Annotated in this window: 15 protein-coding genes; 10 read left to right on the forward strand and 5 right to left on the reverse strand. The window is 54.6% G+C overall.

Annotation, left to right across the window (positions count from 1 at the left end; all coding sequences use genetic code 11):
- Positions 1 to 389 precede the first annotated feature (389 nt).
- A complete protein-coding gene (locus C5Y83_RS17995; protein ID WP_105331144.1) occupies positions 390 to 1,022 on the forward strand; it encodes an RNA polymerase sigma factor in 633 nt (210 codons plus the stop codon).
- Positions 1,022 to 1,723, forward strand: a complete 702-nt coding sequence (locus C5Y83_RS18000; protein WP_105331145.1) for a hypothetical protein — start codon at positions 1,022 to 1,024, stop codon at positions 1,721 to 1,723. Before C5Y83_RS17995 ends, C5Y83_RS18000 begins: the two co-directional genes overlap by 1 nt.
- Before the next feature lie 22 nt (positions 1,724 to 1,745).
- Here the strand turns inward: C5Y83_RS18000 and C5Y83_RS18005 are convergent, their stop codons facing one another.
- From C5Y83_RS18005 to C5Y83_RS18020, 4 genes are all read right to left on the reverse strand, one after another.
- Positions 1,746 to 2,138 (reverse strand): hypothetical protein, encoded by a 393-nt coding sequence (locus C5Y83_RS18005; RefSeq protein ID WP_105331146.1) that lies wholly within the window; start codon positions 2,136 to 2,138, stop codon positions 1,746 to 1,748.
- 188 nt (positions 2,139 to 2,326) lie between these two features.
- Complete coding sequence (locus C5Y83_RS18010) at positions 2,327 to 2,581, reverse strand: hypothetical protein (RefSeq protein WP_105331147.1); 255 nt, start codon at positions 2,579 to 2,581, stop codon at positions 2,327 to 2,329.
- Between the two features lie 217 nt (positions 2,582 to 2,798).
- Entirely contained in the window at positions 2,799 to 3,830 is a 1,032-nt protein-coding gene (locus C5Y83_RS18015; RefSeq protein WP_105331148.1) for a hypothetical protein, read from the reverse strand.
- A complete protein-coding gene (locus tag C5Y83_RS18020; protein WP_233207274.1) occupies positions 3,814 to 4,473 on the reverse strand; it encodes an RNA polymerase sigma factor in 660 nt (219 codons plus the stop codon). The genes C5Y83_RS18015 and C5Y83_RS18020 overlap by 17 nt, the downstream gene beginning before the upstream one ends.
- 241 nt (positions 4,474 to 4,714) lie before the next feature.
- Here C5Y83_RS18020 and C5Y83_RS18030 point away from each other — a divergent pair, with 241 nt between their 5' ends.
- The 5 genes from C5Y83_RS18030 to C5Y83_RS18050 all read left to right on the forward strand — a co-directional run bounded on the left by C5Y83_RS18030 (position 4,715) and on the right by C5Y83_RS18050 (position 9,958).
- Positions 4,715 to 6,586: a permease gene (locus C5Y83_RS18030; RefSeq protein ID WP_199195069.1), complete on the forward strand. Its 1,872-nt coding sequence runs from the start codon at positions 4,715 to 4,717 to the stop codon at positions 6,584 to 6,586.
- Between the two features lie 42 nt (positions 6,587 to 6,628).
- Complete coding sequence (locus C5Y83_RS18035) at positions 6,629 to 7,312, forward strand: class I SAM-dependent methyltransferase (protein ID WP_105331151.1); 684 nt, start codon at positions 6,629 to 6,631, stop codon at positions 7,310 to 7,312.
- 193 nt (positions 7,313 to 7,505) lie between these two features.
- Positions 7,506 to 8,720, forward strand: coding sequence for a GNAT family N-acetyltransferase (locus tag C5Y83_RS18040; protein WP_105331152.1), 1,215 nt, complete (start codon positions 7,506 to 7,508; stop codon positions 8,718 to 8,720).
- Positions 8,721 to 8,815: 95 nt separating this feature from the next.
- Positions 8,816 to 9,115, forward strand: a complete 300-nt coding sequence (locus C5Y83_RS18045) for a hypothetical protein (protein ID WP_105331153.1) — start codon at positions 8,816 to 8,818, stop codon at positions 9,113 to 9,115.
- A gap of 81 nt (positions 9,116 to 9,196) precedes the next feature.
- Positions 9,197 to 9,958: a VIT1/CCC1 transporter family protein gene (locus tag C5Y83_RS18050; RefSeq protein ID WP_105331154.1), complete on the forward strand. Its 762-nt coding sequence runs from the start codon at positions 9,197 to 9,199 to the stop codon at positions 9,956 to 9,958.
- A 28-nt stretch (positions 9,959 to 9,986) separates the two neighbouring features.
- On the opposite strand, the gene C5Y83_RS18055 is transcribed toward C5Y83_RS18050, so the two are convergent.
- On the reverse strand, positions 9,987 to 11,273 hold the full coding sequence (locus C5Y83_RS18055) for a Gfo/Idh/MocA family protein (RefSeq protein ID WP_105331155.1): 1,287 nt from the start codon (positions 11,271 to 11,273) through the stop codon (positions 9,987 to 9,989).
- Between the two features lie 261 nt (positions 11,274 to 11,534).
- Between C5Y83_RS18055 and C5Y83_RS18060 the strand changes: the two genes are divergently transcribed.
- The 3 genes from C5Y83_RS18060 (at position 11,535) to C5Y83_RS18070 (ending at position 12,980) form a co-directional block, all read left to right on the forward strand.
- Positions 11,535 to 11,969 carry a universal stress protein gene (locus tag C5Y83_RS18060; protein WP_105331156.1) on the forward strand — a complete coding sequence of 145 codons (435 nt, stop codon included), beginning with the start codon at positions 11,535 to 11,537 and terminating at the stop codon, positions 11,967 to 11,969.
- A gap of 43 nt (positions 11,970 to 12,012) precedes the next feature.
- On the forward strand, positions 12,013 to 12,456 hold the full coding sequence (locus C5Y83_RS18065) for a hemerythrin domain-containing protein (protein WP_105331157.1): 444 nt from the start codon (positions 12,013 to 12,015) through the stop codon (positions 12,454 to 12,456).
- A gap of 86 nt (positions 12,457 to 12,542) precedes the next feature.
- Positions 12,543 to 12,980: a universal stress protein gene (locus C5Y83_RS18070; RefSeq protein WP_158262403.1), complete on the forward strand. Its 438-nt coding sequence runs from the start codon at positions 12,543 to 12,545 to the stop codon at positions 12,978 to 12,980.
- The last annotated feature ends 76 nt before the right edge of the window (positions 12,981 to 13,056 follow it).

Consider the following 13,056-nt stretch of genomic DNA (forward strand, 5'->3'; position numbering starts at 1 on the left):
AAACCGCACGACGAGATTCCAGGGAAAGCTTCTCCCTTGGACCGGGATCAAGTTCTGGTGATCCTTTCTTGTCTGACCGGTGGCTCTTGGTAAGAGAGACGGACTTTCAGCGTTTCTTGATTCTTGTTTTTCCTAGAAATGTTTTGACTACGGATTCTCCAGGATAGGCACCGTTTCGAGTGAACACGTTGCCAACAGCGAATCTAAGCGCTTCCGTTAGTTTGCAGTGATCCGTTGATTACGACGCTGGTTGGTTAATTTACGTGTCGCGCTCGGCCGGAAACCTAGGGATTGCTTCACTTTAGGGCGAAAGTATCTCTTCTTGCCGAAGGGCGCTATAATGAAAGGAACCGGTCAATCCCTCCCGAAATTGCCCTCCGGCAGCTTGTATGGCTTCTGAAAACAACGCATCTCACGCCCCAGGTGCCGATCAGGCGACCGATGGGGAGATTCTCGCGGCCGTTTTGGCTGGCGATGCGGATCAGTATGCCGTAATCGTTCGGCGTTACCGTCGGGCTTTGCAGAACCTGGCGTTCAGTTACTTGGGAGATTCTCAGTTGGCGGAGGACGCCGTTCAGGAAGCCTTTCTGAACAGCTTCCGGTGGCTTCACACCTACGACTCGCGATACAGTTTTCGAACTTGGTTGTGGCGAATCTTGCTGAATGTGTGTCACCGAATACGGGAGAAAGCCAAGCGTCAGCCGGTGACTACAACCACGCTGACCGCTGGGGCAGCTCCTTCCTCACCGTCGCTATTGGAAAGCGAAGTCCCCTGCGAGGCCCTTTCGCGACTGATCAGCGGCGAGCGGAAAGAAAGCGTACTCAAACTGCTCGACCGATTGAGCCCGATTCAAGCGGAAGCGATCCGGCTTCGCTTCTTTGGCGAAATGAAGTTTCAGGAGATCGCCGACGCCCAAGGCATTGGCTTGCCTGCCGCCAAGGCTCGCGTTCGCAATGGATTGTTGCAGATGGCCAAACTCATTCAGAATACCTGCCAGGAACTGGCCGAGGACCACGCCTGATGATCCAGTCCCATCACCTTCCGACATGTGACGACGTGTTCGACGTGCTGACGCGAGGCCCATTTCCAACCGGTCAGCACGAAACCGATTTCCCTGTGGAACGCCATCTGACGGTGTGTCACAGTTGTCGCGAACTAGCAGAAGCATTGCGGCCAGTGACGGCAGTGCTAGCCGAGGGGCAGCAATCAGCTGGCGAGCAAGAAACACAGCTCCCTGTCTTTTTGTCAGAAGAACAAGCAAAGTGTCGCTGTTGCGTGACCGACCAAACTGAGGTGAAAACCACCGACCCCATTCGCGAACTGCGCGTGCCACTGATCGGCTTGGCACTCAGCTTGATGATCGTGCTAGCGGTAAGCGGAAGCTGGTTTTCCGGTGAGCGACGTCCAACGAGCGGCGCGATGCTGCCGACGGGTTCGCTGATGGCGGATTCGCCGGCGCCGGGAGCCAACGTACTGGAAGCTGGCTTTGGCTTGGCGAACTGCTCGCTGCTGGCAGTCGACAACTTTCAAAAGGGGACGACGAACGCCACCCAGCAACTAGCGGAATCGGCGACTCAGAAATTCTCAGCCGTACATTGCTGTAGCCAATGTCATCATGCCGGCAAACCATCGCAGACCGCGAGTAGCAAATCGCTGGGCCCGAAGAAGGGGCTTCAGGTAACGGCGTTGGTAACTCGCTGTAGCGTCTGCCACACCGATTAGAACGATCAAACGTCGCGATTCTCTACTGTGACGCCTTTTGTCGCTGAGCGACGAAGCCAAGCACACTGACGCTAATTAGCAGCGTAGTGACACTGCCCAGGACGAGTGCTCCTCTTAGTGGCAACGTCATCCAGCTGAAGATCAGCCAGCATCCCAGAAATGCGGCGGCACTCAGATCGATGGCAATCGCCCCGCCAAGACCTAAGCCAGATCGCTCGTTTGCGCTCCGCCTGCACTCGTAAACTAGGGCGATTGCAATTCCAATGACGACGGCCCCGAGCAAGCGTGGGTAGAAAGTCGTTTCTGTCGCCGGGAGCCCAAGCAAATCGATAAATGACTTCGGGAAAACCGCGAGTACAGCACCTAAAACGAAGCTGATTAGCGCATCGAAAATCAGCACAGAGGAGCGATTCACCAAGGTCTCCTCACAAGAGGGACAGAGAATTTAGGCGACTTCCAAGGTTGACGGTAGTTCAACCAAATCGATCGTCGTAACTTCTTTCATCTTACGGGCGAATTGCGTTTAATCCAGCTTCGGCACCGACTCGGACAGAGAATTGGAGCGCAGAGGTTCAATCCTACTTCAAATGAGTTAGGACTGCTTTACGGCGCCGATCGATAAGCCGGCGCTGGTTTCATGCGGCGGGCCAAGTAGCCGTAGGCAGTGCCACCCAGAACACCTAAGACCGATCCGACCAACAACCCGCCTGATTGCCAAACCAAATTGCTTCCCAGCAGGATCGAAACCGCAGAGCCTGCGGCAAGCCCAACGCCAGCCCCGATGTAAAAACCGAGCTGGATGGCTTCTTTGATTGCGGTGGTTGGGTTTGAAATGCTAGTTGAAGAAATATCGTTCACGAAGAAAGATCAGCCTAATCAACAAAGTCTGTTCCAAGGGGGGTTCGAATAATCGTCTCCGAAATCTAGCAGTTCGGATAGTGGGGATCAAACCAGAAACCGCTACTCCATGATTATTTCTTGCCAAGAAAAAGAAAAACACCGAGTCCTTTTTGGTGGACCACGGTGCTTCGATTGAAATCGTTTCAACGATTATTCGCTTTGTCCAGCGAGATACCTAAGGAACGAGTTTCTGTTGGGGCAGTTGAATCGGATGCGCCATCCCGTTGGCGACAACCGCGTCGTCCTCGTTCAGGCCCGCTGCGAGCTGGCCTTCGTCGTTCAAAAAGTACTGCCGCAGCGAATCGGGGATCTCTTCCACGGCCATGTACTCGACATGCCCATCGTCGAACAAGATATTGGCTCGTCCATCAGCATGGGCTTGAGGGACGATCTTGTCCCCTTCCAGTAAGACGACATCTGACGAGACGGGGAAGTTGGCTCGCCCCTTCATCACGGGAGCCAACAACTTACCGTTCACCAAGCTACCCATGTTGTAGTTGAATACCTCACTGAGGCTTTGCTGTAGCTTCTCGACCTCTTCCCGGGGAGCATTTTGGAGTTGTTGGACGGTAGGAATTGACTGCGTGGCAAGTTCATCCTTCCTCGCAGCACAGCGGACGGTTTGGGTGTGGTTGATGAGCCCGGCATCCATCAGCTTCGGAGCGAAAACACCTGCTCTGGACATCGGGCCGTCCATCGAAATCGCTGGGTAGCGGTGTTCTGGGCTGTTGCCCGCGAATTGCTGCAAAGCCAGACTGACCTGATGCAGGTTGTTTTCACACTGCAGCCGGGTTGCCAGTAAACGCGAACTCGCCAATGCGGGAAAGAAGATCGCTACGGCCGCGACACACGCACCTAGAGCGACCAGCATGTCCATCATGGTAAAGGAGTTGCGACCTCCGCCGATCGATTCAAACGCTTCTCGCTGCCGGGACTGCGGGGCGTTCTCGTCGGCGGGTGCCGAAGTATCGAGAACTTCGGCGTAAAGATCGGGATTATCGAGAATGGCACAAGTTCGTGAGGCGAGTCCGGCTGGCGGAGCGGCCTCGTCCAGGCCATCGGAAAGCAAATCGAGGTGGGATCGAAGTTGGTCTAATTGTTCCGCGGCGCGAGGGTCGTCGGCAATATGCTGCTCGACCAAATCTCGCTCGTTTTCATCCAGGGCTCCCATGAGGAAGCCTACCCAGTGCTCACGCGTCATCGTCATCAGTGGTATAAACTTGATTCCAGGCTTCGGTAAGTTTCTGCACAGCGGTGTGCAGGCGGCTTTTAACCGTTCCGACCGGAATCCCCAAGATGTCTGCCGCTTCGCGGTACTTCAGACCTTGGTAGTAAACCAACACAATTGCGGTTTTCAACGATTCCGGGAGTTCTTGAACGGCATCACGCATCACGCGTTGTCGTTCCAGATCGTCCATCTGCGACATTGGCCCAGCTTCGGAGCTCACAAGCAAGTCGACCAGCGAACCAGTCTCTTGATTCTCGCTCGAGCTGCCGGCTCGATCCAAACTGACCATCTTATGGCGTTTGGTCTTGCGCTGTGCATCGATCGCTTGATTCGTTGCAATCGTGTACAGCCAAGGCCGGAAACGACGTCCTTGCTCGAAAGTATCGCACTTCAGATGCACTTGTAAAAATGCGGCCTGAAATACGTCCTCCGCCATTTCAGGATCGCCCAGGTAACGACGCAAGTAGTTGTACAACTCACGTTCGTAACGTTGGACCAACTTGGCGAAGTACTCTCGATTACCGGAGTCCCTATACGCCAACAGCAAGTCCTCATCGGACTTGGGTTGAACGAGCGAAGGATCCGAGTAACTCGACGTCATTTCAAGTGTGGCAGTTGTCATTTTCTACGAAGTATCCCAGCAATGGTTCGAAATCCGTTTCCTGTTGGGAGCAATCTTTTCCAAATTCCTCGTTTTCGAGGGTGGAACAAGATGCTTCGACCATCGCCGCGATCCGTATTCTATCACGCTTGCACTCTCGGTCAGAGACGAACGTGAGGAGATGGTCGAGAATTGACAGCCCCATGACAGGCTCCTAAACTCGATCTACCCATTATGCAACGCCCGTGCCGAAAGCAAGAAAATGAATGAAACCAAATACAAATGGGCCGTTGCAGGCGACGTTAACGCCTTCTTTGGCTTGATGTTAGATAACATTGCCGATCTTCTGCTAACTATTGGCTTGCTAGCAGCGGTCTTTAACTTTCCTACAACGTTCGCCATCGGACACATGGTCCCGGGGACGGCTTTAGGTGTGCTCGTAGGCGACCTAATCTTCTTCTGGATGGCGCTCCGCCTGGCGAAGAGGACTGGTCGTAACGACGTAACTGCCATGCCTTTAGGGCTAGATACGCCCAGCACATTCGGCATGGTATTCTTCGTCTTGGGACCAGCGTTCAGCTATGGTGTCCAAGAATTACAGATGACAGCAGAAGAGTCTGCTATCCGTACGTGGCACATTGGCATTTGGTCCATTGTGATGTCCGGAATTTTCAAAACTGCTTGCGCCTTCGGTTCTAGCTGGATTCGTAAGATCATCCCTCGCGCTGGCTTGCTAGGATCGCTAGCAGCGATTGCTCTTGTCTTGATTAGCTTCCTCCCGTTCGTCGAGGCGCTCCATTTCCCAATCGTCGGGATGACGGCTCTTTCGATTATTTTGGTGACCTTGGTTGCCCATATCGGTTTGCCTTGGAAAATCCCTGGGGCGCTCGCTGCGTTGATCGTTTCTGGAACGATTTACTACGTGATGTACGGTTTAGGAATCTTAGGTGCCACGCCGGAAGCAATGGACTTCAATCCGAATGATGCGTTGCTGCCGACCGATTGGTTGGCCGTATTCCGCTTCGAGTGGCTGAACTGGGCGACGTTCCAAGACGCCGCGGTCTACCTGCCGATTGTGATCCCGTTTGCGTTGGCAACCGTGATCGGCGGGATCGATTGTGTCGAAAGTGCGGCGGCGGCTGGCGATGAATACGACACCAACCGGATCATCGGGGCTGAAGCAATCGCCACGTTGGTGGCCGGTTTCTGCGGCGGCGTGATCCAGACGACGCCCTACATCGGACATCCCGCGTATAAGACGATGGGAGGCCGTGCAGCATACACATTGGCAACCGCACTGTTCGTCGGTGGTGCTGGCGTGCTGGGTTACTTCGGTTTTCTGTACTGGGCGATTCCCAAACCGACCGTGTTTCCAATCCTGGTTTTCATCGGACTCGAGATTACAGCTCAAAGCTTTAAGGCAACGCCGATTCGGCATTACCCAGCGGTTTCGATCGCGTGCATTCCCGCCCTCGCCGCGCTGGTGCTAATCTTCACCGGCGATCTTCAAGGTCAATACACCGGGCTTTTCTTTCAGATGAAGCACCAAGCTACTGTGCAAGTTGACAACGAATTGGTCGAGCATCGTAAAGAACTTGCTGCGTTAGCCGAGGCTGGCCATATCGATGAAGAAGCTTTGATAAAACTAAACGAGCGGCTTGATAAGCTGGACGAAGGTTCCCAAGCCCTCGGTGCCAGTGTCGATCAATTGCAGAAGTACACGCAAGGTGATATTCAAAGTCCGCCCGACGAAGAGGGTCACACCCACCCCAACGGAACGGCCGTGAAGTTGCAAACGTTACAGATGTTGGCTGGCGGATTTATTGTCACCAGCATGCTGTGGGCGGCGATCTTGGCGTACATCATCGATCGCCGATTGTACGTCGCGGCGGCGTTCAGCCTGGCTTGTGCCGCCCTAAGCGTCTTTGGGGTTATTCACTCACCTTATCCCAGTGGTAAGCTGGTATTGGGTTGGAGCGCACCTCCCGACATGCCGGTCGCCTCGGCGGGGCAGGGGCCTATCTTCATGATGTGGGCCTACATCTGCATGGCCATCGTCCTGGTTATCTGTGGTGCCTGGCAAGCCTCGAACCCCGATGCCCTCGCCGATGAGTCCGCCCAGAGCGAGACCTAAGCGAGTCACACCTCACCTAAGTTGCCCGAAAGAGATTATCTGATGATCGAGCGCATTCTCGAACCCGAAGTCATGGACACGCCAGAGGAAGCGATGGACTACGACGACATGGACCATCATGCCGTCAATAAGTTGTTCGTCGACGACTTAATTGCGTTCCTCGGTGTCGAGCCCGATCACGAGGCCGAGATGATTGATATTCTTGACCTGGGCACTGGTACGGCTCGCATTCCCATCATCTTGGCAGATCGCATCCCACAATGCCGCATCATGGGTGCGGATGCGTCGATCGCCATGTTGGATGTTGCACGGATCAATATCGACATCGCCGGCATGCTCGATCGGATTCAATTAATGAAAGTCGATGCTAAGCAGATCGCCCACGAAGACGGCTTTTTCTCCGGCGTGATGTCGAACAGCATTGTCCATCACATTCCCGAACCACTCTCGGTGCTGCAAGAGAGTGTTCGCATGGTTGAAGCAGGAGGGTGGCTCTTCTTCCGCGATCTTTTGCGGCCTGATTCGGTCGAGCAGCTTAACGAGCTCGTCGAAACCTATTGTGGTCAAGAGATCGAATCGTCGAAAAAGATGTTCGCCGAGTCGCTGCACGCAGCCCTTTCACTGGACGAAATTCAGCAGTTGGTGGTCTCGCTGGGATTCCCCGCAGAGTCGGTACGGCAAACGTCCGATCGCCATTGGACGTGGGCAGCCCGGAAGGCGACATAATCGCTACATCCGACAAGCTGGACGGTCATCGATAAAATCTTGCGCTTCTTAGGAGCGAGAAGGCTCGCGAAACGATTTGCCACTACTACGATGCATTTAGTAGTGCGTGGTTTCAGCGATCATCGTTAGTGGGTACCAGCGGGAAGTCCCAGATGGTCGACATGCGCCTTTCCCATGAAATGAACCCTCGAAAATGGCCACCGATTGCCCGTCCAGCAATGCCTTATTTGCTACGGACAAAGTTTCTTCGTTCCAGGCAGCCGATTGGTGTGTCGAGCAAGTCACCGATCTGAATACCTCGGATTCCCTCTGGTCCGAGTGGGAACAACTCGCCGGTTCGCGGTTGTTTCTCGGTCCTCGTTGGTTGATGCCGTGGTGGCGTGCCTATCGCGCTCCAGGTAGCCAACTATTGGTACTCACGGTACGTAACTTCCAAGGGGAACTGGTCGGTCTTGCGCCTTGGTTTTTGCAGCGAACTTGGTTGAGTGGCCAACAGATTCAATCGCTCGGCTGCGGACGCGCTTGCAGCGATTACATGTCGATCCTGGCCAAGCCGCAAACGGAAGAAGCCGTGCTAACCGCGATCGCGGACTTTGTGCATCATCAGCTTCCGCAGGTCGATCATATCGTGCTGGAAGGGATCGAAGCGGATAACCTAACGATCCGCCGCTTCGCACAGATCATGGCCACGCAGTACGGATACCAAGCGAATGATCTGGAATGTCTCGATTGCTTTCGACTGGCACTGCCCAGCGATTGGGAAACATGGATCATGCAGCTTTCACGGTCGCGACGTCGCCGCGTGCGACAGTTGTGGCGTGATCAGTTTGAATCAGGCCACGCCGCGGTACGAGTGGCCTACGATGAAGCGACACTTGCCGAAGGATTTGAGATTCTGGTCGATCTGCATCAACGACGCCAGAACGCACTGGGACATGCCGGATCGTTCTCGTCGAAGCGATTCCGCGACTTCCTTTACGAAGCCGCCCAACTGCATCTCGCTGCCGGACAACTACGCCTGCAATGGGTTGAACTGGAAGGGAAACCGGTTGCGGCGCAACTGGACCTGCAAGACGGGGAAATCCTCCTCGACTACTGTTCCGGAATCGCTATCGATTGCGAATTTGCTCGACCAGGCTGGTTGGGCGTAACCGCCGCCATTCGTGCTGCGATTGAAAATGGTCGAACAACGTTTGACTTCCTGCGTGGTGACGAAAGCTACAAAAGCCACTGGCGTGCCGAACCGGTTAAGATGTTTCACCTGGAATTGATACCACGCACGACCAAAGCGCGCACACTGGCGAAACTTCGTGCTTCACTTGCTCATGCCAAGTCACTTGCCAAGCGGCTTCTCGGACGATCGGCAAAACCCGCACAAGCAGAAGCGGGCAGCGAAGACGATTCGTAAGCAAGCTCAACAAGGCTGCCATGACCGACCGATGAAAGGAACAGCGACGCCAGCTAGCGGCGATTCTCTGTTCCCCCGTCGGTACTGAAACAGCCATGAAACAAAAGGCCTGGGCGATCCATTTCATCTACGCCGGTATTATCCTCCTGCTTGCCGGGGGACAGATGTACGCGGTCGAGTCGTATCAGCTGACTCCCTCGGCTACCAAATTCCTGGCCCACAACGTTGGCCCTGGTCCTGAGACAACACGCGGGGCCATCAATCATTTCGTGGTCAACAGTGGCGCCCAAGTGCGCGAAACGATCTCCCTCCCCAATTGGGTTTCCTGGGCTTCGCTGAGTGCCGGTGTTATCTTAGCCGTACATGGCGGGCTACTCGTTGCCCGACGAAAGTAAGCCCGCAAATCGACTCGGCGTGTTGTCTTCTTTAACTGAGCCTACCTTTTCGGCAACTCGGACGAGAACGGATCCCTGACGATGAAGATCACGCCTGAACAGTTGGCCGAGCAACACACCGACGAGGCAATCGCTGCCCGCATCGCTGGCCCTTCCGCTGACGACTACGCCGGTGACTTCGTCTTGGGAGGCGTCGACGGCGCGGTCACTACGTTCGCCATCGTCGCTGGTGTGGCCGGAGCGAGCTATGGAGTCGCCGTGGCAATCGTGCTGGGAATTGCCAACCTGCTTGCTGATGGGTTCAGCATGGCCATCAGCAATTATCTCAAGGCCCGCAGCGATCAGATGCAACTGAAGAAATATCGCTCCTTGGAAACGATGCACATTCAGCGGGTGCCTGAACGCGAACGAGAAGAAATCCGCCAAATCTTTGCCGCGAAAGGGTTCGAGGGAGAACTACTCGAAAGCGTTGTCGATACGATCTGCGAAGACAAACGGCGGTGGGTCGATACCATGCTGGTCGAAGAGTGGGGACTGCGTCTGCAACCTCCTACACCCTGGAAAGCTGGCCTGGTGACGTTCACTGGCTTCTGCCTAGCCGGATCGATTCCACTACTTCCGCTTCCTTTGGTGCAACTAGGCTGGTCGCCGAACACGATCTTTCTGACCAGCGCGCTACTAACCGGTGCGGCGTTTATTCTGATTGGGATCTTCCGCGCAAAGGTCGAGCAAGAAGGGCAACTGACTGCCGTCACCGAAACGCTCGTCACCGGAGGATGTGCAGCGGCAATCGCATACGGCGTGGGCGTTGGACTGCACAGTTTGTTTGGAACAACACTTTAACGCCGTAGATTCGACACGTCTCCACGAATTAAACCTTAGGTTCGAACGCCGGATTGTAGTCGCGTCCCCAGAGGTTTTGCGCGGCCTGATTGTTTTGGATGTGGCCGTTGGCAGGGTCGATTTCCAGCACGCTGCTGGTGCGATGCGCGATGTTGCCAAGTTGACAGAGCAGCGTACTCTTGTGGGCTTCTTCGATCGTGGCGTTCGGCTTCTGGTTGGTGCGAATGCACTCCAGGAAGTTGCTCAGGTGAGCCGAGTCACTCACCGCGCCGCTGACCTCTTCGACCAGCTTATTATGCATGTCGTAAATTTTGTAGCCACCTCCATCGATGACAAGCGATCCTTCGGTACCGTGAAACGAAATCCCGAACATCGAATCTTCACGACCGCGCGGCTGCCAGCTGATTCCCTCCCAAGTAATCATCTTATTGCCGGGAAAGTGAAACGTTGCCATCTGCGTATCAGGCGTTTCTTGATCATCCTCGTAGCGGGCTCGCGTGCCGGTAGAAGCAACCTTGGTAGGGTAGTCGACCCCTAAACCCCAGCGACAAATATCAACGGCATGGACACCGTTGTTGCCGATCTCGCCCGTTCCCCAGTTCCAGAACCAGTGCCAGTTGTAGTGCACGATGTTGTCCCGATAGTCTTCCTTCGGGGCGGGACCTTGCCACAGTTGGTAATTCAGCCAACTCGGCACCGGGACGGCCTTGCCTGTTCCGATCGGACCGCGGCGATTGTTGTACCAGCCGCGTGAGTACAGCACTTCTCCCAGTTCCCCCTTTTTCATGCGAGCGATCGCTTCTTGAATCTTTGGTGCGCTGCGGCGTTGCGTTCCAATGTCCACCACGCGATCGTTTTTTTGCGATGCAGCAATGGCCATTTCCCCTTCGGCTGGGTTATGACTGGCTGGCTTCTCACAATAGACATGCTTTCCAGCGTCACATGCGAATACCGTCGCAGGGGCATGCCAATGATCTGGGGCGGCGATCACAATCGCGTCAATCGACTGATTGTCCAACATCCGTCGAAAGTCTTCGACCAATAGGGGCTTCTCCGATTGTGATTGCCCAACCGTGGCTGCTGTCTTTTCGAGAGCGCGCGAATCGACGTCACAAACGGCACCAACCCGACAATTTGATTGGCTGGCGAAACCTTTAGCGAGGGCATTACCGCGATTGTTGGTTCCCATGATGCCCACAACGATCGTTTCGTTGGGTGATTCCGATTTTCCTGTCCGAGTTGTCAGAAGCGTGCCAGCGACACCAGCGGCACCCGTTTTCAAAAAAGCACGTCGTGGCGAGGAATATGTTGCCATTGGGTGGGCCTCTGTGGACAATGGAACTAGTAGGAAGGTTAAGGGAGGAACCTGAGAATATAGCAGTATCGCTGGCTCATCTCCAGAAATTCTGAATGTTCTGATTCCATCCAATACTCCTCCTAATTTGCTTTGATTACGGCTTGAATTCCCTCGATTTCTAAGAACACGGAGTTCGTGCAATTCGTAACAAAGTAGAGAGACTTAAGAGGTTCGATTAACAACAACGCTACGACAACAGATGGATTAAGGAGTCGAGCCATGAACTTCAAACGCATACTCTTCCCGACCGATTTTTCGCATTGCGGAGACGCCGCATTGCATCTCGCCACAGCTCTGGCACGCGACAGTGGAGGGACGATAATCATTGCCCACGTCGAAGAGCCACCTACCGTTTATGGTACAGGCGAAATGTATTACGGAATGCTCGATCCTTCCCCCGAGGATCTGAAGAGCATGCTACACGAGATCAAACCGGACGACCCAGCGGTCCCGGTGGAATATCACTTGGTCACCGGCGATCCTTCGACTGCCGTCGTTCGTTTGGCAGACGAAGTGAAAGCCGACCTGATTGTGCTAGGCACCCACGGCCGAACAGGCCTGTTACATATGCTGATTGGCAGTACTGCCGAATCGATCGTACGTCACGCAAAGTGCCCCGTACTGACATTCAAGCAGCCGCCTGATTCAGCATGACCCCCCCATCATTTTCTCCCTGAAAAAGGGAAGGAGGTGTGCGATGTCTGATAGTTATTTGAATGAAGGTAGTCGTCCCTTCTACTCGCATTTTACTTGCGAACACGAAGCAGTAGACAGTGCGATCCATGACCTGCAAAACGATTTGAATGATCGGGACAATCCGCTTCCGACGTCGCAAATCGCCCGACGACTGATCCAGCTCCGCGAATTGATGTCGCGACACTTCCTGGAAGAAGAAGAAGGTTGCTTCGACGAAATTTGTGCCCGGCAACCCCATATGTGCACCGAAACGAAACAGTTGGAGCAGGCCCATCGGATGCTGCTCGAAGTTTTGGACGAACTGATTCTCGACGTCGACAACGCCAACGTAGGAACGGCTTGGCAGACACGATTCGATCGCTTTGAGAAAACCGTGATGTCGCACGAAAAGGACGAACGTACGTTGGTTCGCCGGGGATTGATGATTTCGGAGGACGATGCCTGACTGTTCCTGCACGGATCGCTTCGGTAACATGAGGCTAGCACCTCTGAAGATTCGACAACTCACGAATTGCCGAAAGGGAGTTTACCGTGTCCTGGATATCCACATCGCCGATCGTTGTGCCGTTTGATTTCTCTGCCGATTCGCGTGAAGCGGTCGACAAGGCGATTGCCCTGGTAGGCAGTGGCGAGGGAATCTACGTGATTCATGTGCTGGGAGAGCTCTCGCCTGCCGATCCAGGAGAAGTCTGGCATACCGTCGACGAAAACACACGTACTCAGCACGCCACGCAGGCGATTCGTAAAGAGCTCGCCGACGAGAAGTACAAGGATGTGAAGATCAACATCACCTTCGGCGACCCTGGCGAGAAGATCTGCCAATTCGCCGAGAAGATCAACGCGGGCTCCATCATCATCTCGTCTCACGGTCGCTCGTCGATCATGAGGGTGCTGCTGGGCTCGGTCGCTGATCGTGTGGTCCGCCTGGCCGATCGCCCGGTAATCGTGCTGAAGAAACCACGCGACTAAACGGTCGGGAAAAACTGGGCCTAGGTAGATGCCAGATTCGCCGACAGATAATCCTTATCGATCTCCAGCCCAGACG

Source organism: Blastopirellula marina, from assembly GCF_002967765.1.
In the GTDB taxonomy this organism is placed as follows: domain Bacteria; phylum Planctomycetota; class Planctomycetia; order Pirellulales; family Pirellulaceae; genus Bremerella; species Bremerella marina_A.

Excerpts from the sequence above, each read along its gene's own strand:
- C5Y83_RS18060 (WP_105331156.1), top strand. The coding sequence starts at position 11,535 with ATGAACTTCAAACGCATACTCTTCCCGACCGATTTTTCGCATTGCGGA.
- C5Y83_RS17995 (WP_105331144.1), top strand. The coding sequence starts at position 390 with ATGGCTTCTGAAAACAACGCATCTCACGCCCCAGGTGCCGATCAGGCG.
- C5Y83_RS18055 (WP_105331155.1), bottom strand. The coding sequence starts at position 11,273 with ATGGCAACATATTCCTCGCCACGACGTGCTTTTTTGAAAACGGGTGCC.
- C5Y83_RS18035 (WP_105331151.1), top strand. The coding sequence starts at position 6,629 with ATGATCGAGCGCATTCTCGAACCCGAAGTCATGGACACGCCAGAGGAA.
- C5Y83_RS18015 (WP_105331148.1), bottom strand. The coding sequence starts at position 3,830 with ATGACGATGACGCGTGAGCACTGGGTAGGCTTCCTCATGGGAGCCCTG.
- C5Y83_RS18065 (WP_105331157.1), top strand. The coding sequence starts at position 12,013 with ATGTCTGATAGTTATTTGAATGAAGGTAGTCGTCCCTTCTACTCGCAT.
- C5Y83_RS18050 (WP_105331154.1), top strand. The coding sequence starts at position 9,197 with ATGAAGATCACGCCTGAACAGTTGGCCGAGCAACACACCGACGAGGCA.
- C5Y83_RS18045 (WP_105331153.1), top strand. The coding sequence starts at position 8,816 with ATGAAACAAAAGGCCTGGGCGATCCATTTCATCTACGCCGGTATTATC.
- C5Y83_RS18020 (WP_233207274.1), bottom strand. The coding sequence starts at position 4,473 with ATGACAACTGCCACACTTGAAATGACGTCGAGTTACTCGGATCCTTCG.
- C5Y83_RS18000 (WP_105331145.1), top strand. The coding sequence starts at position 1,022 with ATGATCCAGTCCCATCACCTTCCGACATGTGACGACGTGTTCGACGTG.
- C5Y83_RS18030 (WP_199195069.1), top strand. The coding sequence starts at position 4,715 with ATGAATGAAACCAAATACAAATGGGCCGTTGCAGGCGACGTTAACGCC.
- C5Y83_RS18040 (WP_105331152.1), top strand. The coding sequence starts at position 7,506 with ATGGCCACCGATTGCCCGTCCAGCAATGCCTTATTTGCTACGGACAAA.